22 protein-coding genes are annotated in these 23,376 nt (G+C 65.8%); 10 read left to right on the top strand and 12 right to left on the bottom strand.

All coding sequences use genetic code 11. The features are described 5' to 3' along the window. Window positions 1-13: 13 nt before the first annotated feature. Window positions 14-712, bottom strand: coding sequence for a ribonuclease activity regulator RraA (locus ACVILH_RS24965; protein ID WP_456715256.1), 699 nt, complete (start codon window positions 710-712; stop codon window positions 14-16). Between the two features lie 248 nt (window positions 713-960). On the opposite strand from ACVILH_RS24965, the gene pxpB reads away from it, so the two are divergent. Genes pxpB through ACVILH_RS24950 form a run of 3 tightly spaced genes read left to right on the top strand, consistent with a single transcriptional unit; the run spans window position 961 to window position 3,548 of the window. After that, window positions 961-1,692 (top strand): 5-oxoprolinase subunit PxpB, encoded by a 732-nt coding sequence (pxpB, locus tag ACVILH_RS24960; protein ID WP_456715255.1) that lies wholly within the window; start codon window positions 961-963, stop codon window positions 1,690-1,692. Continuing rightward, the gene (locus tag ACVILH_RS24955) at window positions 1,689-2,723 is read left to right on the top strand and encodes a 5-oxoprolinase subunit C family protein (protein ID WP_456715254.1); all 1,035 of its coding nucleotides are present in this window, start codon (window positions 1,689-1,691) and stop codon (window positions 2,721-2,723) included. Before pxpB ends, ACVILH_RS24955 begins: the two co-directional genes overlap by 4 nt. 51 nt (window positions 2,724-2,774) lie before the next feature. Then, entirely contained in the window at window positions 2,775-3,548 is a 774-nt protein-coding gene (locus tag ACVILH_RS24950; RefSeq protein ID WP_456715253.1) for a LamB/YcsF family protein, read from the top strand. Window positions 3,549-3,562: 14 nt separating this feature from the next. Here the strand turns inward: ACVILH_RS24950 and ACVILH_RS24945 are convergent, their stop codons facing one another. The 5 genes from ACVILH_RS24945 to ACVILH_RS24925 all read right to left on the bottom strand — a co-directional run bounded on the left by ACVILH_RS24945 (window position 3,563) and on the right by ACVILH_RS24925 (window position 9,366). Next, window positions 3,563-3,712 (bottom strand): hypothetical protein, encoded by a 150-nt coding sequence (locus ACVILH_RS24945; RefSeq protein ID WP_456715252.1) that lies wholly within the window; start codon window positions 3,710-3,712, stop codon window positions 3,563-3,565. A 173-nt stretch (window positions 3,713-3,885) separates the two neighbouring features. After that, window positions 3,886-5,490 (bottom strand): sulfite reductase subunit alpha, encoded by a 1,605-nt coding sequence (locus tag ACVILH_RS24940; protein WP_456715251.1) that lies wholly within the window; start codon window positions 5,488-5,490, stop codon window positions 3,886-3,888. Next, entirely contained in the window at window positions 5,487-7,280 is a 1,794-nt protein-coding gene (locus ACVILH_RS24935; RefSeq protein ID WP_456715250.1) for a NirA family protein, read from the bottom strand. Before ACVILH_RS24935 ends, ACVILH_RS24940 begins: the two co-directional genes overlap by 4 nt. A 344-nt stretch (window positions 7,281-7,624) precedes the next feature. Further along, the gene (locus ACVILH_RS24930; protein ID WP_456715249.1) at window positions 7,625-8,779 is read right to left on the bottom strand and encodes a CmpA/NrtA family ABC transporter substrate-binding protein; all 1,155 of its coding nucleotides are present in this window, start codon (window positions 8,777-8,779) and stop codon (window positions 7,625-7,627) included. After that, window positions 8,776-9,366, bottom strand: coding sequence for an ANTAR domain-containing response regulator (locus ACVILH_RS24925; protein ID WP_008965342.1), 591 nt, complete (start codon window positions 9,364-9,366; stop codon window positions 8,776-8,778). Before ACVILH_RS24925 ends, ACVILH_RS24930 begins: the two co-directional genes overlap by 4 nt. 112 nt (window positions 9,367-9,478) lie before the next feature. On the opposite strand from ACVILH_RS24925, the gene rimO reads away from it, so the two are divergent. Further along, window positions 9,479-10,804 (top strand): 30S ribosomal protein S12 methylthiotransferase RimO, encoded by a 1,326-nt coding sequence (gene rimO, locus ACVILH_RS24920; RefSeq protein WP_456715248.1) that lies wholly within the window; start codon window positions 9,479-9,481, stop codon window positions 10,802-10,804. A gap of 12 nt (window positions 10,805-10,816) precedes the next feature. Here rimO and ACVILH_RS24915 read toward each other — a convergent pair whose 3' ends face one another. After that, window positions 10,817-11,944 (bottom strand): DUF2336 domain-containing protein, encoded by a 1,128-nt coding sequence (locus ACVILH_RS24915; protein WP_456715247.1) that lies wholly within the window; start codon window positions 11,942-11,944, stop codon window positions 10,817-10,819. A gap of 389 nt (window positions 11,945-12,333) precedes the next feature. On the opposite strand from ACVILH_RS24915, the gene ACVILH_RS24910 reads away from it, so the two are divergent. The 3 genes from ACVILH_RS24910 (at window position 12,334) to ACVILH_RS24900 (ending at window position 14,997) form a co-directional block, all read left to right on the top strand. After that, on the top strand, window positions 12,334-13,530 hold the full coding sequence (locus ACVILH_RS24910; protein WP_456715246.1) for an acetylornithine transaminase: 1,197 nt from the start codon (window positions 12,334-12,336) through the stop codon (window positions 13,528-13,530). A gap of 394 nt (window positions 13,531-13,924) precedes the next feature. Then, window positions 13,925-14,125: a hypothetical protein gene (locus ACVILH_RS24905; RefSeq protein WP_456715245.1), complete on the top strand. Its 201-nt coding sequence runs from the start codon at window positions 13,925-13,927 to the stop codon at window positions 14,123-14,125. 119 nt (window positions 14,126-14,244) lie between these two features. Then, window positions 14,245-14,997, top strand: coding sequence for a YkgJ family cysteine cluster protein (locus ACVILH_RS24900; protein ID WP_456715244.1), 753 nt, complete (start codon window positions 14,245-14,247; stop codon window positions 14,995-14,997). 6 nt (window positions 14,998-15,003) lie between these two features. Here the strand turns inward: ACVILH_RS24900 and ACVILH_RS24895 are convergent, their stop codons facing one another. The 3 genes from ACVILH_RS24895 to pcsA form a co-directional block, all read right to left on the bottom strand. Further along, window positions 15,004-15,978 (bottom strand): quinone oxidoreductase family protein, encoded by a 975-nt coding sequence (locus ACVILH_RS24895; RefSeq protein ID WP_456715243.1) that lies wholly within the window; start codon window positions 15,976-15,978, stop codon window positions 15,004-15,006. Window positions 15,979-16,141: 163 nt separating this feature from the next. After that, window positions 16,142-16,867 carry a TerC family protein gene (locus ACVILH_RS24890; RefSeq protein ID WP_456715242.1) on the bottom strand — a complete coding sequence of 242 codons (726 nt, stop codon included), beginning with the start codon at window positions 16,865-16,867 and terminating at the stop codon, window positions 16,142-16,144. Next, window positions 16,864-17,598, bottom strand: a complete 735-nt coding sequence (pcsA, locus tag ACVILH_RS24885) for a phosphatidylcholine synthase (RefSeq protein ID WP_456715241.1) — start codon at window positions 17,596-17,598, stop codon at window positions 16,864-16,866. The genes ACVILH_RS24890 and pcsA overlap by 4 nt, the downstream gene beginning before the upstream one ends. A gap of 117 nt (window positions 17,599-17,715) precedes the next feature. On the opposite strand from pcsA, the gene ACVILH_RS24880 reads away from it, so the two are divergent. Beyond that, window positions 17,716-18,930 carry a UbiH/UbiF family hydroxylase gene (locus ACVILH_RS24880; RefSeq protein ID WP_456715240.1) on the top strand — a complete coding sequence of 405 codons (1,215 nt, stop codon included), beginning with the start codon at window positions 17,716-17,718 and terminating at the stop codon, window positions 18,928-18,930. 18 nt (window positions 18,931-18,948) lie between these two features. Here ACVILH_RS24880 and ACVILH_RS24875 read toward each other — a convergent pair whose 3' ends face one another. Beyond that, a complete protein-coding gene (locus tag ACVILH_RS24875) occupies window positions 18,949-19,902 on the bottom strand; it encodes an AEC family transporter (protein WP_456715239.1) in 954 nt (317 codons plus the stop codon). A gap of 130 nt (window positions 19,903-20,032) precedes the next feature. Here ACVILH_RS24875 and hspQ point away from each other — a divergent pair, with 130 nt between their 5' ends. Continuing rightward, window positions 20,033-20,365 (top strand): heat shock protein HspQ, encoded by a 333-nt coding sequence (gene hspQ / locus ACVILH_RS24870; protein ID WP_456715238.1) that lies wholly within the window; start codon window positions 20,033-20,035, stop codon window positions 20,363-20,365. A 130-nt stretch (window positions 20,366-20,495) separates the two neighbouring features. Here hspQ and ACVILH_RS24865 read toward each other — a convergent pair whose 3' ends face one another. Next, complete coding sequence (locus ACVILH_RS24865) at window positions 20,496-21,284, bottom strand: invasion associated locus B family protein (protein WP_456715237.1); 789 nt, start codon at window positions 21,282-21,284, stop codon at window positions 20,496-20,498. Window positions 21,285-21,545: 261 nt separating this feature from the next. On the opposite strand from ACVILH_RS24865, the gene ACVILH_RS24860 reads away from it, so the two are divergent. Beyond that, complete coding sequence (locus ACVILH_RS24860; protein WP_456717069.1) at window positions 21,546-23,369, top strand: extracellular solute-binding protein; 1,824 nt, start codon at window positions 21,546-21,548, stop codon at window positions 23,367-23,369. Window positions 23,370-23,376 lie beyond the last annotated feature (7 nt).

Below are 23,376 nucleotides of genomic sequence, written 5' to 3'. Positions count from 1 at the left end.
CGGCTGTTCGAGCTTACTTCTTCGACGCGGCGTAGCGCGCCTTGGTCTCGGCATTCATCGGATAAAGGCCCGGCAGCACCGCGCCCTTGTTCACCTCGTCGACGATCCAGGCCTCCATGCGCTCCTGCTCCGGGCCTTCGGCGAGCACGTGGTCGAGCATCGCCTGCGGGATCAGCACGGCGCCGTCCTGGTCGGCGACCATGACGTCGTTCGGGAACACCGCGACGCCGCCGCAGCCGATCGCCTCGCCCCAGCCGACGAAGGTCAGGCCGGCGACCGACGGCGGCGCGGCATAGCCGTCGCACCACACGGGAAGGCCGGTGCCCATCACGCCTTCGAGGTCACGCACCACGCCGTCGGTGATCAGCGCGGTCACGCCGCGCTTCACCATGCGTGCGCAGAGAATGTCGCCGAAGATGCCGGCGTCCTTGACGCCCATCGCATCCACGACGGCGATGCAGCCTTCGGGCATGGCCTCGATCGCGGTACGGGTCGAGATCGGCGACGACCAGGATTCCGGCGTTGCCAGATCCTCGCGTGCCGGCACGAAGCGCAGGGTGAAGGCGGGGCCGACCAGCCGCTTCTGTCCCGGGCGCAGCGGCTTGGCGCCGCGCAGCCAGACATTGCGCAACCCCTTCTTCAGCAGGACCGTCGTGATGGTCGCAGTGGTGACTTGCGAGAGGGTGGCGATGGCTTCGGGGGTGAGGGACATTGTGAGACTGGCGCTCCAAACTGGCTGGCGGAAAAAGATGGCGCATCTTGCGAGCGACGGTCGCTGCGTCAAGAAGCATGCGCGTGCGCGCAGCGCATGCGGGGTTGCGCCCGGCCCGATAAAGTTCTCTTATCGCAAGGCGCTCGATTAATTTATTGAATTGTCGAGACTTTTTGCCATTGACCCAATTCCACTCAGCATCGAAACCGGCTAGATCAGGGATCACGAACGCGGATCATTTCGGACTCATGGCCGATCCTTTTCCACCCCCTCGCCTGCTGCCCAGCGGCGATAGCGCCGTCACCGTCGAGTTCAGCCGGACCATCGACGAGACCGCGAACCGGCGCGTGCTCGCGCTCGATCACGCGCTGGCGACGGCCCGGATCGCGGGTATCACCGAGACAGTGCCGACCTATCGCTCGCTGCTGGTGCACTATGATCCCGGCGTCATCGATCATGCCGCGCTCAGCAGTCAGCTGCTCGCGCTGTCGGCCGGCTCGCTCGCGCCGGAGAGCGACATCAGGCGTTGGCGGGTTCCGGTGTGCTATGGCGGCGAGAACGGCATCGACCTCGAGGATGTCGCGAAGGCCCTGAACCTCACGCCGGACGAGGTCGTCGCGCGCCACGTCGCCGGCACCTACCGTGTCGCGATGATCGGCTTCACGCCCGGTTGGTCCTATCTCTCGGGACTCGATCCACGCTTGCAGATGTCGCGCCGGCAGAATCCGCGGCTGGCGACGCCGGCCGGCATCATCGCGATCGGCGGCATCCAGACCGGCATCCAGTGCCTCGCTGGTCCCTGTGGTTGGCACCTGCTCGGGCGCACCGCGATGCGCACCTTCCAACTGCATCGCACGCCGACTTTTCTGCTCGAACCGGGTGATGAGGTGAGCTTCACCGCCGTCGACGAGAAGACGTTCGCCGAGCAGGAGCGCGCCGCCGAGGGCGGCGAGCTGATCGCAGAGCGGATCGCGGCATGAGCACGCTCGTCGTCTCACAGATCAGTCCGGCGAGCTCCGTCCAAGACGGCGGCCGCTTCGGCGCGCAGCGCTACGGGCTGACGCCATCTGGAGCGATGGACAAGCTGTCGCTCGCGGCGGCCAACAGCCTTGTCGGCAACGCGCTGATGGCGGCGGCGATCGAGATCGGTCCGTTCGGCGCGGCGTTCACCGCAAAGGACGGCGCCGTGCGCGTGGCATTGTCTGGCGCGCCGCGCCCCGCTGACATCGCCAAGCGCCCGGTCGAGATGAATACATCAGTGACGCTGAACGAGGGCGAGAAGCTCACGCTCGGTTTTGCACGCGGCGGCTCATTCAGCTATCTCGCGATCGAAGGCGGCATTGCCGGCGAGCCGGTGTTCAACAGTCTCTCCGTCAATGCGCGTGCGGGATTGGGCAGCCCCTACCCTCGGCCGCTGCAGTCGGGCGATGAGTTCGAGGTCGCATCTGCGAGCCAAGCGCCGGAGATGCAGATCGAGCTGCCGAAGACGAGCGGCGCGATCCGCGTGGTCATGGGCCCGCAGGACGATGAGTTCAGCGACGAGATGAAGGCGCTGTTCCTCGGCAGCGACTGGACGGTGTCCGCCACCAGCGACCGCATGGGCTACCGCCTCGAAGGTCCTGCCATTCGTCACTTGCACGGCCACAACATCGTCTCCGACGGCACCGTCGAGGGCAGCATCCAGGTGCCCGGCAACGGCTCGCCGATCGTGCTGATGTCGGACCGCGGCACCAGCGGCGGCTATCCCAAGATCGCGACCATCATCACGGCCGACTACGGACGCTTGGCGCAGACGCCGGCCGGAACGCCGTTCCGCTTCAAGGCCGTCACCCTGGCCGAGGCGCAGGCCGAGCTGCGCCGCTACAAGGATCTGCTGCGCAGCCTGCCCGACCGCGTCAGCGAGCTTGCGAGCAGTGAGTTCAACGTGGATGCGCTGTTCACGGCGAATGTGGCCGGCCATGCGATCAGCGCAACCGACGTCACCACCTGGCCCGGAGTGACGCCCGATTAACCCGATCGCCGCTAACGCTGCTTCCGACCCTTCAATGCGCGGAGCCCTGACATGACCAGCACCGTCGACCTGAACTGCGACCTCGGAGAAAGCTTTGGCCCGTGGGAGATGGGCAACGACGCCGCGATGATCGAGCTCGCGACGTCCGTGAACGTCGCCTGCGGCTTCCATGCCGGTGACGCCGACATCATGCGTCGGACGGTCGAGATGGCGAAGGTCAAGGGCGTCAGCGTCGGCGCGCATCCCGGCTATCGCGACCTGCACGGCTTCGGCCGTCGCCCGGTGCCGGGACTGAAATCATCGGAGATCGAGAACCTCGTCGCCTATCAGATCGGCGCGCTGCAGGCGATCGCCACCGCGGCCGGCCACAAGGTCACCCATGTGAAGGCACATGGCGCGCTGTCCAACGTCGCCTGCGAGGACGACATGACGGCGAACGCGATCGCCAAGGCGATCAAGGCGGTCGATCCCAGCCTGATCTTCGTCGTGCTCGCCAACTCGAAGCTGGTGACCGCCGGCGAGAAGGCGAACCTGTCGATGGCGCACGAGGTGTTTGCCGATCGCGCCTATGACGACAACGGCCTGCTCGTCTCGCGCAGCAAGCCGGGCGCAGTGCTGCATGATCCCAAAGAGATTGCCGATCGCGTCGTGCACATGGTGCAGGACGGCGCCGTTATCTCGGTGACCGGCAAGGTGATGAAGATGCGGACCGACACCGTCTGCATCCACGGTGACACGGCGGGTGCGGTAGAGATCGCCCGCCAAGTGCGCAAGGCGCTCGACGGGGCCGGCATCAAGGTGGCGCCGTTCAAGACGGCGCCGTGACCGAAGGAGTCTGATCAGAACGGATGGGTGAAGGGCATGCCCAGCGTGATCGCTGCGATCAGGGCCACCGCCCCGTAGAAGGCGACCAGCGCCGCCGTCGTGCTCCGCTCGCGCATGGCGCGGGCCTGGGGCATCTGACGCAGCGTCGTCGTAACAGTCTGCATGGCCGGTCTCCTGAAGTTCCGGCCATGAGAAAAGCGTTCTCACAGGCCGATGCAAGGTAACCGGGCAAATAACGACAAGCCCCCTGTTTCGGGTCCGCGGGGAACCAAAACATTCTCGGCCGGGGTTCCGGCCGAGAATTTTTATCCGCCGGGTTCCGACCCGCCCCGACGCGTCAATAGACGTCGAGCTGGAACCGGCCCTTCTTCTTGAGGTCCGCCACGAAGCTGACCGCCTCGTCGGTGGAGCGGGCGCCGAACTGGGCAACGATGTCGACCAGCGCCCGCTCGACGTCCTTGGCCATGCGCTTGGCATCGCCGCAGATGTAGACATGCGCGCCCTCGGTGAGCCAGGTCCACACCTCGCGGCCGACCTCGCGCATGCGGTCCTGGACGTAGAATTTCTTGTCGCCGTCGCGCGACCACGCCAGCGACAGCCGCGTCAACAAGCCGGCGGTCTTCATCGCATTGAGCTCGTCGGCATAGAAGAAGTCGCAGTCGCTGCGCTGGTGACCGAAGAACAGCCAGTTCTTGCCCGGTGCGCCCGTCGCCCTGCGATCATGCAGGAAGGCGCGGAACGGCGCGATGCCGGTGCCCGGGCCGACCATGATGATCGGCGTCTTCGGATCGGCGGGCAGCGCAAAGCCATGCGCCTTCTGGACGTAGACGCGGAGCTTGTCGCCGGGATTGATGCGCTCGGCGAGGAACGTCGAGGCCAGCCCAAGGCGCTTGCGCTTGCCGACGACGTAGCGGACGCAGTCGACCGTGAGCGAGAGCTTGCCCGGCGTGGCGTTGTGCGACGAGGAGATCGAGTACAGCCGCGGTTGCAGCGGCTCCAGCGCCTCGACGAAGGCCTCCGGATGCGGCCGCACGCCGGAGAACTTCTGCAGCACAGCCATCACGTCGAGCGTCGCCGCATCGCCATCGGGATCCTCCCCCTGCGCCAGCCGCCGCGCCTTCTCGCGGGTGGCGCCGCCGGTGATGAAGGAGATCAGCTCGAACAGCGAGTCCGGGGCCGGCGACAGCGAGACGTCCTCGAGCAGGCACTGCCGCAGCGGCTTGCCGTGCACCTCGGTCATGTGCGAGGCGCCGAGCAGCGCGATGATCTGATCGACGAGGCCGAGATCGTTCTTGGCGAAGATGCCGAAGGAATCGCCGACGACATAGTCGAGCCCTGCTTCGGCGAGATCGAACTCGATGTGCCAGGTCTCCTTCTCGGAGCCGGGCTTGTTGAGCAGACGGCGCGACAGGAACGTGGCCTCGACCGGATTGTCGCGCGAGCGGCCGGGCTCGCAGACGACGACCGAGACGGTGGCGGGCGTTGCGGCGGCGGCTGGCTTGGCCGCCGCAGGCGCCTTGTCGATCTCCTCATACAGCGCCTTCAGCATCCGCGCGGTTTCTTTGCCGCCCGGGACGCACAAATTGAGGCGCGCCTCGCTGCGATCGGCGATCGCATCCGAATAATCGCTGCAATTATAGCCGCACTGCCCGCAATCCTGCTGCGCCATCGCAGCCATCATGCGCCGGCGCAGCGGGCGCCCTTCGGCGAGCTTCATGCGATCGGCGATCGGCATGGTCTGGTCGTGCCACGGCGCCTCGCCGTAGTCAGCGTCGCCGGCGGGCGCGATCACAGCTCCGTTCTGCGCCGGCGACAATGGCGTCGAACCGTCGAGGCCGAGCGCGCCAGCGAGGAAGCCGTTCAGCCAGGAGCGCTGCGCCTCGGAGAACGGCGCGGTCGAAGGGATGATCTCGATCTTCGGCATGGGGGTGATCTGGTTCATGCTGACACCTCGGACGCGGTCTGGGCTTCGGCAAGCTGGCGCAGGGCGTCGCCATCATGCCGGCGGGCGAAGGACAGGAACGTTTCTTCCGGCGAGGCACGATGGGCGAGATAGGCCTTGAGCAGCTTCTCGACAGTCGCAGGCGCGTCAACGGCCTTGAGGTCGCGATACACCTCGCGGCCGATATCGGCCTGCGGGCCGAAGCCGCCGCCGGCGAACAGATGATAGCCCTCGACGGTGTCGTCGCCGTCGCCGACCGGCACCTTGGCTGCGATCATGCCGATGTCGCTGATGTAGTGCTGGGCACAGGAGTGGTGGCAGCCGGTGAGATGGATGTTCAGCGGCGTGTCGACATTTACCCTGCTCTCGCACCAGTCGGCGATCTCGGCGGCATGCTTCTTGGTGTTGGCCGCCGCGAATTTGCAGCCGGCATTGCCGGTGCAGGCGATCAGCCCGGCGCGGACGTGCGAGGCTGTTGTCGAGAGCCCGATCTGCTCGATCGCGGCGCAGGCCCGTGCCACGTTGTCGTCGTGCACTCCGGGGATCAGCAGGTTCTGCCAGACGGTCAGCCGGATCTCGCCGTCGCCGAGATCAGCCGAGATCTTCGCCAGCGATCGCATTTGATCGGTGGTCAGCTTGCCGAGCGGCAGCACCACCCCGATCCAGTTCAGCCCCTGCTGCTTCTGCGGATGCACGCCGATATGCGCCATGCGATCGGCTTCTGGCCGCGGCGCAAGCGCCTCGTCCGGCACACGTGCGAGCTTGCGGCCGAGCCGCGCCTCGACGGCCTCCATGAACTTGTCGTGGCCCATGCTGTCGAGCACGTACTTCAGCCGCGCCTTGAGCCGATTGGTGCGATCGCCAGTCTCGATGAACAGCCGCACGATCGCATCGGCCACTTCGGTCGCCCGCTCCGGCTCGACGATGATCCCGGTCGGCTTGGCAAAGTCCTTGTGCCCGGTGATGCCGCCGAGGCCGAGCCTGAACCACACGCCCGGCGTCACGCCAAAACCGTCCTTCACCTCGACCGCCGAGAACGCGATGTCGTTGGTGTCCTCGAGCGCCGCTATGCGGCCGGCGCCGTCGAAGGCGACGTTGAACTTGCGCGGCAGGCCGTACAGCGAGCGGTCGTTGAGGATGTGGAAGTGCCATTCGCGCGCGTAAGGCCGCGTGTCCAAGAGCTCCTGCGGGTCGATGCCGGCGGTCGGCGTGCCCGTGACGTTGCGGATGTTGTCGGCGCCGGAGCCGCGCGCGGTGAGGCCGAGATCGGACAACCCCTCCAGCAGCATCACCGCGTGCTTGGGCGGGATCTCCCGCAACTGCAGATTGGCGCGCGTCGTGACGTGACTGTAAGCGCCGCAAAGCTGGTCGGCGAGATCGGCAAGCCCCGCGAGCTGCCGATGCTTCATGATGCCGTTGGGAATGCGCAGCCGGCACATGTAGGAGTCCTGCGCCGGGGCCACATGAAACAGGCCGTGATAGCGCCAGCGGAAATTGTCGGCCGCCGACGGCGCGGCATTGCTGCGGGCCTGCTCCTTCAAGCGCTCATAGGCATCGAACGGATGCAGCTCGCGCTTGATCTTCTCCTGGTCGGCGAGCTTGCGCCCCGCCGCAATCACCTTGTCCTGCGCCTTGATGTGGATGGCGTCCGGGCCGGTCGGCTCAGTTGCCGCTGTCGTCGTGCTAGCTGCGCCACGGCCAGCGAGAGACACCTTGAGGCCAGCCGCCAGCCCCTCGAGGTAGCGCTTCTGCTCGTCGTTGAAGTCGACAGACAATTGTTCGATTTTCATGATGGCGGACGAAGCTCCAGCGGCCAGGGCGAGTGGCGTTCGGGGATGGGATGAGGATCGCGTCGCCCGAACCGCCAGCGTTGGCATCTTTCAGGAGAGCGCTCCGACCAGCTTCGTTGCTGCGGAAATCCGACACGGATTGCAGCCAGCGGCATCTGTGGCGGCTGACTGCACTGCAACATTCAAGTTGCGTGCCAGCCGCGGAGTTGAGGAAAGACGAGCGAGTTCAAAGGGCTTAAAGAATCGGCGAAGCCCCGGTGACAGCCTCAAGTCTCGAAATGCGAGCACTTCGCCCAAATTTTGATCGGCGGCGCGAGATGCCCGAATTCTATTCGGACGACCGATCAGGCCGTCCAGCGGCCGATCTTGAAGGCCTTCAGGTGGCCCAAAACGTCGTCGGCCGCGAACGGCGGGCCGGCGAACGCGCCAATCGCGGCATCCTCGGCCCGACCGCGGGTGCCCAGTGCGGCGTCGTAGATATCAGGCCGGAACACGCCCATCGCCGTGCTCAGCGCATCACGGCTGAGCGGCGTCTGCCCCCAGCGGACCATCTGCGCATAAAGCCAGGCCGCCTGAATCTTTTCTGGACGAGCCGCCCCCTCGCGCCCCACCAGCAGGTAGCGGGGGCTCTCGCGGAAGGTGCCGTCCGGTGAGATCTTCAGCCGGCCGTCCAATGTGCGCTTGAGCACCTCGGCATCGACGCCGATGCGTTCGGGCTGCGCCAAGATGCGCGCCGCGTCGTCGTGATTCTGCTCGATGAAATCGGCAGCGCGGGCGCAAGCCTTGACCAAGGCAGCCAATGTGTCGGGGTTCTTGTCGGCCCAGCTCTGTCGGACGGCCAGCACCTTCTCGGCGGCCCGTACCAGGACGTCCGAGACGAAATGAAGGATGTGGCCGATGCCGAGATCGACCGCGATCGAATTCCAGGGCGCGCCGACGCAAAAGGCGTCGACGAGGCCATTGGCGATGCTGTCCACCATATAGGGCGGCGGCAGCACCACCAGGCGAACATCCTCGTCGGGATCGACGCCGCCCGCGGCCATCCAGAACCGGAGCTGGTAGTTGTGGGTCGAGAATGGGAAGGTCATGCCGAAGGTCAGCGGCTCGGCGCCGGCCTTGCGGCGGGCCGCCACGACCCGCGACAACGCCAGCGCGGTCGCCATCGGATCGAACCGGTCGCCGTCCAGATGCGCCATCAGCTCGGCATGCAGCGCCGGCGTCACCGTGATCGCATTGCCGTTCACGCCGAGACTGAACGGCGCCACGATCGGGACCTTCACATGGCCGATGCCGAGGCTGGAGGCGATCGCCACCGGCGCCAGCAGATGCGCGGCGTCGAACAGGCCGATGTTGAGCTTGTCGCGGACGTTCGACCAGGAGACCTCGCGCACCAAGGTGACGTCGAGCCCCTCGGCGGCGGTAAACCCCTTGTCGACCGCGACGATCAGCGCCGCGGCATCGACCAGCGGAATGAAGCCAATGCGAAGCGAGCCGGTCATTTCAGCATCTCCGAGGCGGTCAGGATCGACTGCGCGATCTCGCCGATCTTCTTCTTCTCGCGCATCGCCGTGGAGCGCAGCAGAACGTAGGCCTCCTCCTCGGTGAAGCCCTTCATCTTCATCAGAATGCCCTTGGCGCGGTCGATCACCTTGCGGTCCTCGAGCGCCGATTTGGTGCGCTCCAGCTCGTCCTGCAGCTTGGAGAAGGCATTGAAGCGGGAGATGCAGAGATCGAGGATCGGCTTGATCCGCTCCTTCTTCAGGCCGTCGACGATGTAGGCGGAGACCCCCGCCTCCACCGAGGCCTGGATCGACGCGGCATCGCTCTGGTCGACGAACATCGCGATCGGCCGGCGCACGGCGCGGCTGACCTGGAACATCTGCTCCAGCACGTCGCGGCTCGGGTTCTCCAGGTCGATGACGATGACATCCGGGTCCAGGGCATAGATCCGCGCCAGCAGGCCCTGCATCTCGCTGACATGCACCACGCCGGTAAAACCCGCCTCCCGCAGGCCCTCCTCCAGGATGGCGGCGCGGATCGGGCTTTCGTCGACGATCACGATTTTTGGCGACTGCTCGGCGCTCATCGTTCACCAGTTGTCCGGGCTGTCATCCATAGCATGGACGCGACCGGCTCAAAGCCTTGTCTTTCTGAGTAATTCGGACTAGCTGACGCGTATCCCATCAGGCAGTTCCAAGATGCAGCAGGGTTCCGCGCCCAAGATCAGCTTCGTTTCGCTCGGGTGCCCCAAGGCGCTGGTTGATTCCGAGCGCATCATCACGCGGCTGCGGGCCGAAGGCTACGAGCTCGCCCGCAAGCATGACGGCGCCGACTTGGTCATCGTCAACACCTGCGGCTTCCTGGACAGCGCCAAGCAGGAATCGCTGTCGGCGATCGGCTCGGCCATGGCCGAGAACGGCAAGGTTATCGTCACCGGCTGCATGGGCGCCGAGCCGGAGCAGATCGAGCAGGCCTATCCCGGCGTGCTGTCGATCACCGGTCCGCAGCAATATGAGAGCGTTCTGGACGCCGTTCACCGCGCCTCGCCGCCGGTGCACAATCCGCATCTCGACCTGGTTCCTCCGCAGGGAATCAAGCTGACCCCGCGCCACTACGCCTATTTGAAAATTTCCGAAGGCTGCAACAACCGCTGCACCTTCTGCATCATCCCGAAGCTGCGTGGCGATCTGGTGTCCCGGCCGGCGGCCGATGTGCTGCGCGAGGCCGAACGGCTGGTCGCCGCCGGTGTCAAGGAGCTCCTGGTCATCTCCCAGGATACGTCCGCCTACGGGCTGGACATCAAATACGCGGAGAGTCCGTGGAAGGATCGCAGCGTCCGGGCACGCTTCCTCGATCTGGCCCGCGAGCTCGGCGATCTCGGCGCCTGGGTGCGGTTGCACTACGTCTACCCCTACCCGCATGTCGACGAGGTCATCGGCCTGATGGCCGAGGGCAAGGTGCTGCCTTACCTGGACATCCCGTTCCAGCATGCGAGCCCGAACGTGCTCAAGGCGATGCGGCGGCCTGCGGCGCAGGACAAGACGCTCGACCGCATCAAGGGCTGGCGCGCGGTGTGCCCGGATCTGGCGCTGCGCTCGACCTTCATCGTCGGCTTCCCCGGCGAGACCGACGAGGACTTCGCCTACCTGCTCGACTGGCTGGATGAGGCCGAGATCGATCGGCTGGGCTGCTTCAAATACGAGCCGGTGGCCGGTGCGACCTCTAACGCCCTGCCCGGCCAGGTGCCGGACGAGGTCAAGCAGGAACGCTGGAACGCCCTGATGGCGCGCCAGCAGAAGATCTCCGCGCGGCGGCTGAAGCGCAAGGTCGGTACGCGGCAGCAGGTCATCATCGACGAGGTTGGGCCGACCGTCGCCAAGGGACGCTCCAAGGCCGACGCGCCGGAGATCGACGGCGCCGTCTATGTCTCCAGCCGGCGGCCGCTTCGGGTCGGTGAGATCGTCACCGCCAAGATCGAGCGGGCCGACGAATATGATCTGCACGGCTCGGTGGCCGGGTTCTGACGAGGACGCGGATCAGTTCGCGATTGCGGAAGATCCGGCTCGAACGTTCCAGAGTTTCAGCAGCCGTCCGGCGTCGTCCGGTGTCAGCTCGAGATATTTGGTCTTGAGCTTGATCAACTCGTCCGGCTTCGTCGCGCCTGAGACGAAGCGGCTGTCGAGGATCGCGGCGACCGTGCTCCAGCTCAGCCCGGCGACCTTGCAGGGGATGAGAATGCCGTCGCTGCGCAGGCTCTGCATCAGCGGCCGCACCAGCTCGATGCTGCACTTCGCAAGCTCCGCGATGGCCGCGATGGTTTCGGCGTAGCGACGCTGGCGGGCGAAATCGAGCAGCATGGCCTCGTTGAGCTTGCCGGTCTGCTTGAGCTGCGCGACGGAGGCCTTGGCGCCGCCGAAGTCGCGCGACCGCGACATGCCCCGCTCCGCATCCGCCGTCGCCGCTGCAATGGCGCTACGGATTTCCTCGTAGAGATGGGGTGGCGCCGAGGCGAGCAGCCTGGCTTTGACTGTCTCGGTCGCGCCCTGTAGCAGCGTGCGGCGCAGCGGCGACGGCAGGTCGGCACGAATGCCGGTCGCAATGGCCAATTCGGGATCGCCGAGGGCCTGAGACAGGATGATCGAAAAGCCCGCCGCCGAGATCCGGGCGCCGGGATTTTTCATCAGCTTGCGGCTGACGCTCGGGAAGCGGCGGACCAGCAGCGCATCGGTCACGACCTCCTGCAGCCACCAGCGACCGGCGATCGCGATCAGGTGCTGCTCGCCCCTCGTCGTCGCGATCTCGATCAGATCCTCGGTGCTCAGCCGCGGCGACTCCGAGAGCACCGGGCCGGCGACGGCGATGTCGTCGTGATTGGCAAGACGGCGGATCACGGTCACCGGCGTTTGCGGGATCGGCGCCAGCTGGGCGCTCAGCTCGGCGAGTGCGATCCGGGCGCCGACATCGGCCAGCGCGCGCAGCTCGATCGTGTTGACGAGGCGCTCGAAGACGTCGGCGAACAGGGCATATTGCTCGACATCCAGGCTGCGGGCCGACGCAATGAACAGCGATGCCACGCGCTCGGCGACGCCGGAGCAGCGCTCGGCCGAGCCGGTGGCAATCGCCTCCTGGACCTCGTCGGCGATCGTAAAATGCGGATTCGACATCGCTCGTCCTGAGCGCTTGCAATTTGAAGCTCGCCGGCACGGTAAATGTTGCCGCTAAACGTTTGGTAAAATTTGAACTAAACAGTTCTGCGCCGGGCGCTTTCACGGGGAGATTCCGGCCGGACCTCAGTTTCGACCGTCACGACCGCTCTTGACAGGTCTCGCGATCTGCCTGTATGGCCCGCCGCATGATCTTCAACCGGACCAACCGCCGCGCCGCCGTTTGCCGTCGTCACCGCCGTGACGATGCCGGGGCGCGCCGTGTCCGAAGACGTTGCTGATCAGTCCAACTCATCAGCTCCAGGTTTTCGAGAAGGCCGCTCCCGCAAGGAGCGGCCTTCTCGCTTTTCGGCCCGTCGTTTTCGCCCCTCGAACACAGGAGACTGCACATGCTGACCGCCCCGCATCCATACGACGCCCTGATGGAGATCACGGCGCGTCCGCGCGCCGTCTTCGTGCAGGGCAAAGGCTCCTGGCTGTGGGACGACAGCGGCAAGCGCTATCTGGATTTCATCCAGGGCTGGGCGGTGAACGCGCTCGGCCATGCCCCGTCCGAGCTCGCGAAGGCGCTCGCCGATCAGGCGACGCGGCTGATCACGCCGAGCCCGGCCTATTTCAACGACACGAGCCTCCAATTGGCCAAGGCGCTCACCGAGCGATCCTGCTTCGATCAGGTGTTCTTCACCAGCTCCGGTGCGGAAGCTAATGAGGGCGCGATCAAGCTGGCGCGCAAATACGGCGCGCTGCGCAAGAACGGCGCCTATGAGATCATCACCTTCGAGGGCGGCTTCCACGGCCGCACGCTGGCGACGATGTCGGCGTCCGGCAAGAAGGCGTTCGAGCCGCTGTTCGAGCCGAAGGTGCCCGGCTTTCCCAAGGCGCGCCTGAACGACATTGCCTCGGTCGAAGCGCTGATCTCCGACAAGACGGTGGCAATCATGCTGGAGCCGATCCAGGGTGAGGCCGGCGTCTGGCCCGCGACGGACAAGTTCCTGCAGCAATTGCAGACGCTCACGACGCAGCATGGGCTGCTGCTGATCGTCGACGAGATCCAGACCGGCATGGGACGGACCGGCAAGCTGTTCGGCTATGAGCATGCCGACGTCCTCCCGGACATTATGACGCTGGGCAAGGGCATCGGCGGCGGCGTGCCGCTCGGCGCCCTGCTCGCGACGGACGACGCGTCTTGCTTCGAGCATGGCGACCAAGGCGGCACGTTCAACGGCAATCCGCTGATGTGCGCGGCGGGGCTCGCCATGCTCGACGTGATCGAGAAGCCGGAGTTTCTCAAGGCGGTCGCCGACAACGGCCTTTATCTCGAAAGCGAGCTACAACGCCTCTCGGCGCGGCATGGCCTTGGCGAGGTCCGCGGCCGCGGCCTGTTGCTGGCGCTCGATATGGTCAGGCCGATCGCGCCGTCGATCGTCGCTCACGCGTTCGAGCTCGGCCTGCTCCTGAACGCGCCGCGGCCGGATGCGCTGCGCTTCATGCCTGCGCTCAACGTGACGCGCGAGGAGATCGCAGCCATGATCGACACGCTCGATGGCATTCTGACCAAAGCCGGCGCCGCGCGCTGCGTGGCCTGATCGATCGTGGCATCGAGGCGCAGGCTCCTACGTGGGGGGCCTGCGTCTCCGGAGTCCGCTCTGTGCCTACGGATCAGGCAACAAACACGACGTGCAGGCGCTGCTTCGGTTGACCTAAATCAAAGACAGTCTGCCTCCGGAAAAACGATCTTGGCGGGGCCAAACACCTGCGATCCGATGCATGACTTTGTATCTCTCGGGATACAGCGTCGTACGGGATGTGATCAGCTCGTCAGGAGCGAGGCTTGCCGGGACCAAGCTGATGATCATTCCGCCGACAACGAGGTCGGCACGCAAGAAGGAGATGCAAGTATGGCGAGAGACAATCTGGCTCGGGTTCTGCCCGTCGAGGACACGCGCAGCCACATCGCCCCCGGCTGCCGCGACAGAAGAGGTGTTGATCCACGTCCGCTTCTTCCCGAACTCGGATATCAACATGATCGGCGAGAAGCCCGCCGGCCTCACCGCCAACCAATGGTATGAGCGGCTGCTCGACGTCGCGCGTCCGCACTATCAGACCTTTGCCGGCGGCCGCGGCTTCTTCCGCATTCCCCGCCCCTGCTTCGAGGCGATCCTGAAGGACGTTGCCGCCTGACATCGAACTCCGTTTGGACGAGGCAGTGAGCGTCCTCTCTGTCGCGTCCCCTGTCGACCGCGGTGGGCCGGGTCCGCCGCGGTCGACCGTGATGTCTTCGGCCGCATGGGAGAACGGCAGTGGCGCAATCGGTGTTCGGAGATTTGCAGCAGGGCTTTCGTGCCCTTCTCTCCAATTGCCCGGGATCAGGGATCGCCGTCGAAGCACTGGCCGATCAAGCGTTCAATCTGTTCGAGGCCAATATCGGCGCGCAGACGGCACATCTGCCAGCGCTCGCATGCGAAAAGGGCTGTCCTTCCTGCTGCGCGCTGCGAGTCACTGCGACAGCGCCGGAGATCTTTCTGCTCGCCCGCTACATCCGCCATATCGATGAGCGGATGCCGGCGACGGCCCTCGGCCTGCTGTCGCGCCGGGTGAAGCTCGCCAACCGCGCGACGCGGGGCTTGAGCGAGACCGAGCGCATGAAGCTGCGCCAGCCCTGCCCCTTCGTGGTGCGCGGCGGCTGCATCATCCATCCTGCGCGACCGCTGGCCTGCCGTGGCCACGCCTCATTCGACCGGCGCGCCTGCGCCCAGGCGATGGCTGGACGCGACGTGGAGGTTCCGATCTCGGCGCCTCACGTCGCCCTGCGTGGATTGATCCAGGATGCGTTGAGGTCGGCCCTCGCCGAAGCTGGTCTTGCAGCTCACCTCTACGAGCTCAACCAGGGTCTCGCACTGGCCTTTGAGGCTCCCGAGCGCGAACGCGCCTGGCTTGCCGGCAAGGACAGTCTGGCGCCCGCTCGGATCGAAACGCCTGCGACGGGCCAGCCGAATGCGATGCTGTGGAGCTGTGCCGCGGATGGCGCAGCGATCACCGGGAACCAGAGTTAGCACGCGTCACGGCTTGAGGATCGACGCCCCCGTGGTCGCGCGGCTCTCCAGATCGGCGTGTGCCCGGCCCGCATCCTTCAGCGCGTAAGCGTGATTGATCGGCACGTGCAGCTTGCCGCTGATGACGGCCGAGAACAGCGTGTCGGCGCCCTCCAGCAGCTCCGAGCGCTTGCCGATGTAGTCGTTGAGCTTCGGCCGGGTTGCGAACAACGAGCCGTGGCTGTTCAGCTCGGCGATCGAGAATGGGGGCACCGGGCCCGAGGCATTGCCGAAGCTGACGAACAGGCCGCGCGGCCTGAGGCAGGACAATGAGCCCGGGAAGGTCGACTTGCCGACACCGTCGTAGACGACATCGCAGCCTTCTCCACGGCTGATCTGCTTCACGCGGGCGACGAAGTCCTCCTCGTTGTAGAGGATGACGTGATCACAGCCATTGGCGAGCGCGAGATCCGCCTTGGCTTTCGAGCCGACGGTGCCGATGACATGCGCGCCGAGCGCGCGAGCCCATTGGCAGGCGAGCAGGCCGATGCCGCCGGCGGCGGCATGGATCAGCACGCGATGATGCGGCTCGACCTTGAAGGTCTTGTGCAAGAGGTACCACACGGTCAATCCCTTGAGCATCAGCACCGCGCCCTGCTCGTAGGTGATTTGGTCGGGCAGCTTGACCAGGCGCTGCCAGCCGATGTTGCGCTCGGTGGCGTAGCCGCCGAGGGTCTCGTAATAGGCCACGCGGTCGCCGGGATGGAAATGCGTCACGCCGGGGCCGACCGCGACCACCTCGCCGGCGGCCTCGTTGCCGGCGATGAACGGCAGGCCGGGCGCTTTGTACAGCCCGGTGCGAAAATACACGTCGATGAAGTTCAGCCCGATCGCGTGCTGGCGGATGCGGACCTCGCCGGGGCCAGGGGCGGCAAGATCGACCGGCTCATAGACCAGCGCCTCGGGGCCTCCCACCTTGTGCACGCGCACCGCCTTGGCCATGTGGCCACCCTCCCTGCAGAACTCTCATGGCCGGAGTTGAGAACCCGATCCAACAGTCCCAGACAATTACCTGATTCTCGTCCGAGCTCCGGCTCGTCTGACCGCCGCATCGCACGCCGCTTCGAAAGCGAAGGCGATCATGGCGGGCTTGTCAACTCGGGCGTCAGCCGGCGCGCTTTCGGCGATTGCGCGAGGCCATCACGTTGAAGGCCTCGACCGCAAGCGCGAAGGCGATTGCGAAGTAGATGTAGCCGCGCGGGATGTGGAACTCGAAGCCATCGGCAACCAGCGCGACGCCGATCAGCACCAGGAAGGCGAGCGCCAGCATCTTGGTGGTCGGATGATTGGCCACGAAACGCGCCACCGGTCCGGACGAGACGTACATGATGATCACCGCGATGATCACGGCGGCGATCATGATCTCCAGATCCTGCGCCATGCCGATGGCTGTGATGATCGAGTCCAGCGAGAACACCAGGTCGATGACGATGATCTGCGCGATCACCCAGAAGAAGCTGCTGCGACCGCCGGCCTGCGGTCCCTCGCCCTCGCGCGCCTCGACCTCGGCATGAATCTCATGCGTCGCCTTGGCGATCAGGAACAGACCGCCGCCGATCAGGATGATGTCGCGCCAGGAGAAGCCGAGCTTGCCGATCGAGAACACCGGCTGGGTCAGCCCGATCAGCCAGACCAGCACGCTCAGCAGCATGATGCGGAAGATCAGCGCCAGGGCGAGACCGACCTGCCGGGCGCGCGTCGATTGCGGCTCGGGGATGCGCGCCGTGATCACCGACAGGAAGATCACGTTGTCAATGCCGAGGACGATTTCGAGCGCGGTCAGCGTCAGCAACGCGGCCCAGGCTTCGGGACTGGTCAGAAGGTCGATCATGCTTTCAAGGATCTCAACAGGCGGATCGCGGAGTCACTCGCGACGATGTAGAGGCCGATCGCGCACAGAAGCGAGGTCACGATCGGCCCGGCTGCAAAATTCTGGCTGAGCGCGTGGATCACGAGCACGCCCCAGAGCACCACGAGCGGCAGCGTCAGCCAGCGCAGCCGTTTCACGCGCACGGGATGGATGACGTGAAACGGCACGAAGGTGAGCGCAATCAGCAGCGCCAGCCCAAGCGTGGCGAGCAGCGGCGTCGGCCGCAGCAGGAACAGATAGAACGCCGCGATATTCCACAGGCCTGGAAAGCCCCGGAAATGATTGTCGTCGCTCTTCATACGCCGATCGGCGAAATACAGCGCGCCGGTCACCGCGATGCCGACGCCGATCACCGGCGCGGCCAGCGGCAGCAGCATCCCGCTCGCGGTGATCGCATAGGCCGGCACGAATACATAGGTCGTGAAGTCGACGACGAGATCGAGCACGTCGCCGGACCAGTCGGGCTGCACATGGATGACGTCGAGCCAGCGCGCCAGCGGTCCGTCGATCCCGTCGATGATCAGCGCCACGCCGAGCCACCAGAACATCGCCGTCCAATGCTCGCGCACGGCCTCCAGCATCGCCAGCAGAGCCACGCCCGCGCCGAGCGCGGTGAAGACGTGCACCGAGAACGCCGCGGCGCGATGCGTCGGCGTGGCTGCTACCACGCTCTCTGGTTTCAACTGATCCATTCTGGCTCACTGCTATCAGGAATCGGAGCGAATTGCATATCGTCGCTTGCGGCGATGCGCCGCGCAGGCGCGCGGATCACTCTTGAAAATGCCGGCGGGAACGTCAAATGTTCCGGCATGACCCACGCAGACACCCGCCTCGAAGGCACCCACTTCGATGTCATCGTCGTCGGCGGCGGCCCGGCAGGGCTCGCGGCCGCCATTGCGCTTGCGCAGACCGGCGCCCGGACGGCTCTGGTCGCCCGGCAGGCGCCCTATGCCGACAACCGCACCACCGCCCTGCTCGGCGGCTCCGTCGATTTCCTCGACGAGATCGGGGTGTGGTCGTCGTGCCGCGATCGCGCCGCGGGCTTGAAGACGATGCGGCTGGTTGACGACACCGGCCGGCTGATCCGGGCGCCCGAGGTGCGCTTCGTCGCCGACGAGATCGGGCTCGAGGTGTTCGGCTACAACATCGCCAATGCAGTTCTGGTCGAGGCGCTGGAACGGCGCGCCGGCGAGATCGCCGTGCTGACGCGGATTGCCGAAGACGCCGAGAGTGTTCACAGCGATGCAGAGGTGGTGACCGTCACCACCGGATCAGGCCGCGTGCTGACCGCGCAACTCGTCGTCGGCGCCGATGGCCGGCATTCGCTGTGCCGCGAGGCGGCGGGGATCGGCGTCAGCCGTCGCACGCTGCAGCAATCCGCGCTCACCTTCAACATCACCCACGCGCGGCCGCACCACAACGTCTCGACGGAATTCCACACTCCGCACGGCCCGTGCGTGTTCGTGCCGCTGCCGGGCGACCGCTGCAGCGTCGTCTGGGTCGCTGCGCCCAAGGAAGCCGAGCGTCTTTATGCACTCGATGATGAAGCCCTGTCGGCGGCCGCCGAGCGGCAGTCGCACTCGATCTTTGGCCGTGTGCATGTCGAGCCGGGCCGTCACGTGTTCCCGCTCGCGATCGAGCGGCCGCAAGCTTACGCGCAGAACCGCATCGTGCTGATCGGCGAGGCCGCCCATGTCGTGCCGCCGATCGGCGCGCAGGGACTGAACCTCGGCCTGCGCGACGGCATCGACGTGGCCGATCTCGTTCGCAAGGCCAAGGCGGCCGGCGAGGATCTCGGCGCGCCCCAGATCATCGCCCGCTACGGCGCGGCCCGCCGGGCCGACATCCTGAGCCGCACCTTCGTCATCGACCTCGCCAACCGCTCGCTGCTCAGCGATCTCCTGCCGATGCAATCGTTGCGCGCTGTCGGCATGCATCTGATCGGCGGCATTGGCCCGCTCAGGCGGCTGGCGATGCGCGAAGGCCTGTCGCCGTCCTGGCAGACGTCCCGCAAGGCGGGTTGATGCAAGCCTGAGCCGATCTCACGGGAACACCAGCCGGCCGCTCTGGATCAGCCACATCACGCTGGTCAGCGTCACCACCGAGGCAAAGGTGCCGATCAGCACCGCCGATGACGCGGGCTCGATCCAGCTGTCGTGCTGGCGCGCGATCACGAACACATTGAGCGCGGGCGGCAACGCCGCCATCAGCACCGCGGTGGCAGCCCATGGCTGCGCGAACGGTCCGAACAGCAGCATCAGGCCGAAGGAGATCAGCGGATGGATCACGAGCTTCACCACCGTGAGCACCGGCACCTCCCACGGCAGCCGCTCGAACGGCCGCAGCGCGACCGTCACGCCCAGCGCGAACAGCGCCGTCGGCGCCGCGGCATTCTGCAGGAACTGCAAGGTGCGATCGAGCACGGTCGGCGGATGGAACTGCAACGCTGCCGCAACGATGCCGGCGGCGGTGGCCATGATGAGCGGATTACGCAGGATCTGCCGCAGCACCGTGCGCAGCGCATGCGCCAGCGATGCATGATCGCGCTCGGTCAACTCCACCAGCAATGGAACGATCGAGAACAGGAAGATGCTGTCGCAGCAGAAGATCAGCGCGGTCGGCGCTGCCGCCTTGGCGCCGAGCACGGACAGAGCGAGCCCCGGGCCCATATAGCCGATATTGCCATAGCCGCCCGCAAGCCCCGCCATCGTCGCCTCGCGCAGCGACAGCCGGCCGATCACCTTGCCGAGCATGAGCGCGAGCGTGAACGTCAGCATCGTCGCGAGCGTCGTTGCAACCAGGAAGGGAGGGTTGCTCAGCTCGGCAAAAGGCGTGCGGGCGATGAGATTGAACATCAAGGCCGGCAGCGACACGTAGAGCAGGAAGAAGTTCATCCAGGCCAGCCCGGCCTCGGGCAGCTTCTTCCATTTACCGCAGGCGAACCCTATGAAAACGACGCCGAAATACGGCAAGGCCAGATTGAGAATGTCGAGCATGGGTGCTTGTGAATGACCCGTTGCGGGCCGGGCTGCGGGAGCGCGCGGCACCGCGCGATTCGGCACTGTCTAGATGAAATCCGCCCCTCGGGCACTAGCATCGGCCTCAATCCTGGTCTATTCGACTCTGATGATCAAAGCGCGAACAGCCAAGTTTCAGATCGGCCAGATCGTCCGGCATCGGGTGTTCTCGTTCCGGGGCGTGATCTTCGACATCGACCCTGAGTTCAATAACACCGAGGAATGGTGGCTCTCGATCCCTGAAGAGGTTCGGCCGCACAAGGACCAGCCGTTCTATCATTTGCTGGCCGAGAACGCGGATTCCGAATACGTCGCCTATGTCTCGGAACAGAACCTCGTGCCCGACGAGTCTGGCGAGCCGATCCGGCACTCCCAGGTTGCCGAGATCTTCATCAAGGACAAGTCCGGCGGCTATCGTCCGCGCAATCCGCTACTGAACTGAGGGCGGCCCACAGCGACGCGCCCTCACCTTCGCTCGCTCCAGCCGACCCCTTTTGACGTGTCTGCCGATCCAACAAAAAAGGCGCTCCGACCGGAGCGCCTTTTGCTTTTGTCGCGAGACCAGACAGGCCTTACTGCTTCGCCTGCGGTTGGCCGCCTTGCGTCTGCTCCAGCTTCTTGCGCTGCTCCTCGGCGCGCTTCTGCAGCTCTTCCTGCAGCTTTTGCTGGGTCTTCTCGAACTCCTTCGGATCGGTCGGCGGGCCGTCATACGCCTTCGCGAAGCTGCTGGCGCCTTCCTGCAGCGGCAGCGGCAGGGTCAGCGCCGTGCCGTTCGAGTTGATCGCCTGCACGTAGAGGTTCTGGCCCTTCTTCAGGCTGGCAAGGAAGTCCGGGGTCGCTTCATAGTCGGACATGCAGCCGTTCTGGAAGCAGATCACGTAAGGGCTCTGCAGCGCCTGGTTGCTGTCGACGACAATGCGGGTGCCGGGCTGCAGCTGCATGCCGAGCGGCAAGGTCACGCGCAGGATCTTCTTCGGCTCGCCTTCGGGCTCGATGATCACGGCGGCAACCACCGGCTGACCGGACTCGATGCGTCCGTCCTTGCCGATGAAGCAGACCTGCTTGGCGTTGGCATCCTGGCCCTTGAGGCAGAACTTGGTCCAGGGCGCGTAGATCAGCTGCGGCATCTCTGCCGGCTGGGCCTGGGCCTGCTGGCCGGCGGCCGGAGGAGCGCCAGCCGCAGGTGCGGCGGGAGCGGGAGCTTTGGGGGCAGCAGCCGGAGCCTTTGCCTTCGGCGCTGCGGGCGGCTGAGCCTGCGCCTGCGCCTCCGAAGCAAAGGAAACGGCCAGCGCGGTGACCGCCAGCAGGGCGACGAGCCGCCCACGCGGCCCAACCGACGAGGCCAAGTCACGGAAATTCATTGCGGAAAACCCTTTCTGAACGGCAGCGCCCGAGACCGCCAAAGGCGCCACACCAAGCCGTCGAAGCGGCTGTCTCCTCAGGAAATGAGGCGGTTAAGTGACAGGCGTTGCCGCCGTAACTCAATCGCCCGCTTTCATAACGCGGTGCGCGGAAGAATCAATGCCGCGGGACCGTGTCCGGGCCGCGGTCTAGCGCGGGCGAGCCTGTGGTAAAAGCCCTTCGTGGCCTGTTCCGAATCAAATGCTTGCGCCCCGATGCTGATGCTGCAGCGCATGTTGCGCGTGGTGGCGGGATGGGGCTTCGCGATCCCGGCGCTGTTGCAGCCGATCTACACTCCGGGTGCAATTGCTGCCGAAACTGCGGCAATCGCGATGCACGGCAGTCCCGCCCTGCCTGCGGACTTCGACCACATGCCTTACGTGAATCCGCAGGCGCCCAAGGGCGGCCGCATCGTATGGGGACTGCTCGGCACCTTCGATAGCCTCAATCCGTTCATCGTGCGCGGCGTGGCAGTGCAGCAAATCCGCGGCTATGTCGTGGAAAGCCTGCTCGCGCGCGGCAATGATGAGGCTTTCACGCTGTATGGCCTGCTGGCCCGCAGCGTCGAGACCGACGACCGGCGAACCTATGTCACCTTCCGCCTGGATCCCCGCGCCCGCTTCGCCGATGGTCATCCGGTCCAGGCCGAGGACGTCGCCTTCTCCTTCGCGCTGCTGCGCGATCACGGCCGGCCCAACCACCGGCAGTTCTACGGCAAGGTCGCCACGGCCGAGGTGCTCGATCCCCTCACCATCCGGTTCGATTTCGGCGGCGCTGAGGATCGCGAGCTGCCGCTCATTCTCGGCCTAATGCCGATCCTCCCGAAGCACGCCACTGACGTCGCGACCTTCGAGGACACCACGCTTTTCGCCCCGCTCGGCTCCGGCCCCTATCGTGTCACCGCGGTGCGGCCGGGCGCGAGCGTCACCCTCACCCGCAATCCCGATTATTGGGGGCGCGACCTCCCCATCAACCGCGGATTGTGGAACTTCGACGAGGTCAGGCTGGATTATTACCGCGAGTCCAACGGCCAGTTCGAGGCCTTCAAGCGCGGGCTCTACGACTTCCGCGTCGAGACCGAGCCGCTGCGCTGGCACGACGGCTACGACTTCCCCGTGGCGCGCAGTGGCGAGGTCATCCGCGACAGCTTCACCTCGGGCATGCCGCAGCCGTCGCAGTTCCTGGTGTTCAACACCCGTCGCCCGGTGTTCGCCGACATCAAGGTGCGCCAGGCGCTGACCTTGCTGTTCGATTTCGAATGGATCAACCGCAACTACTTCTTCGGCCTGTACCGCCGCAGCGGCGGTTATTTCGCCGGCTCCGAGCTGTCGGCCTATGGCCGCGCCGCCGATGCGGCGGAGCGTGAGCTGCTCAAGCCATTTGCCGCGCAGATCCCTGCCGACATCATGGACGGCAGCTATCGTCTTCCGATCACCGATGGCTCCGGGCGCGATCGCATTGCGCTCAAGGCCGCGCTCGATCTGCTTGCCGAGGCCGGCTACGGCCTCGACGGCACGGTGTTGCGACACCGGACGACGCACGCGTCGCTGGCGTTCGAGATTCTGGTCACGACGCGCGACCAGGAGCGCATCGCGCTGGCCTATGCGGGGAGCCTCAAGCGGGCCGGCATCAATGCGGCGATCAGGGTCGTTGATCCCGTGCAGTTCGACCAGCGTCGCCTCTCCTTCGAGTTCGACATGATCCAGAACCGCTGGGACCAGTCGCTGTCTCCAGGCAATGAGCAGGCCTTCTACTGGGGCAGCGAGGCGGCCGACCGGACCGGAACGCGGAACTACATGGGCGCCAAGGACCCGGCGATCGACGCCATGATCGCCGCGCTGTTGCGGGCCCGCGACAGGCAGGAATTTATCTCGACCGTTCGCGCATTGGACCGTACCCTGATGGCGGGGTTCTACGCTATTCCAGTGCTCAATGCCGCCGAGGAATGGATCGCTCGGTGGAATCGGATAGAACGGCCCAAGAGGACAGCTTTGACGGGAGCGCTCCCGGAGAGCTGGTGGCAGCGGCCGGAGCCGGCGAAATGACCAACCG

The organism is Bradyrhizobium sp. USDA 4353, from assembly GCF_054063215.1.
The sequence above is the reverse complement of the archived record's forward strand: the minus strand, read 5'-3'. Positions and strand labels throughout refer to the sequence as shown.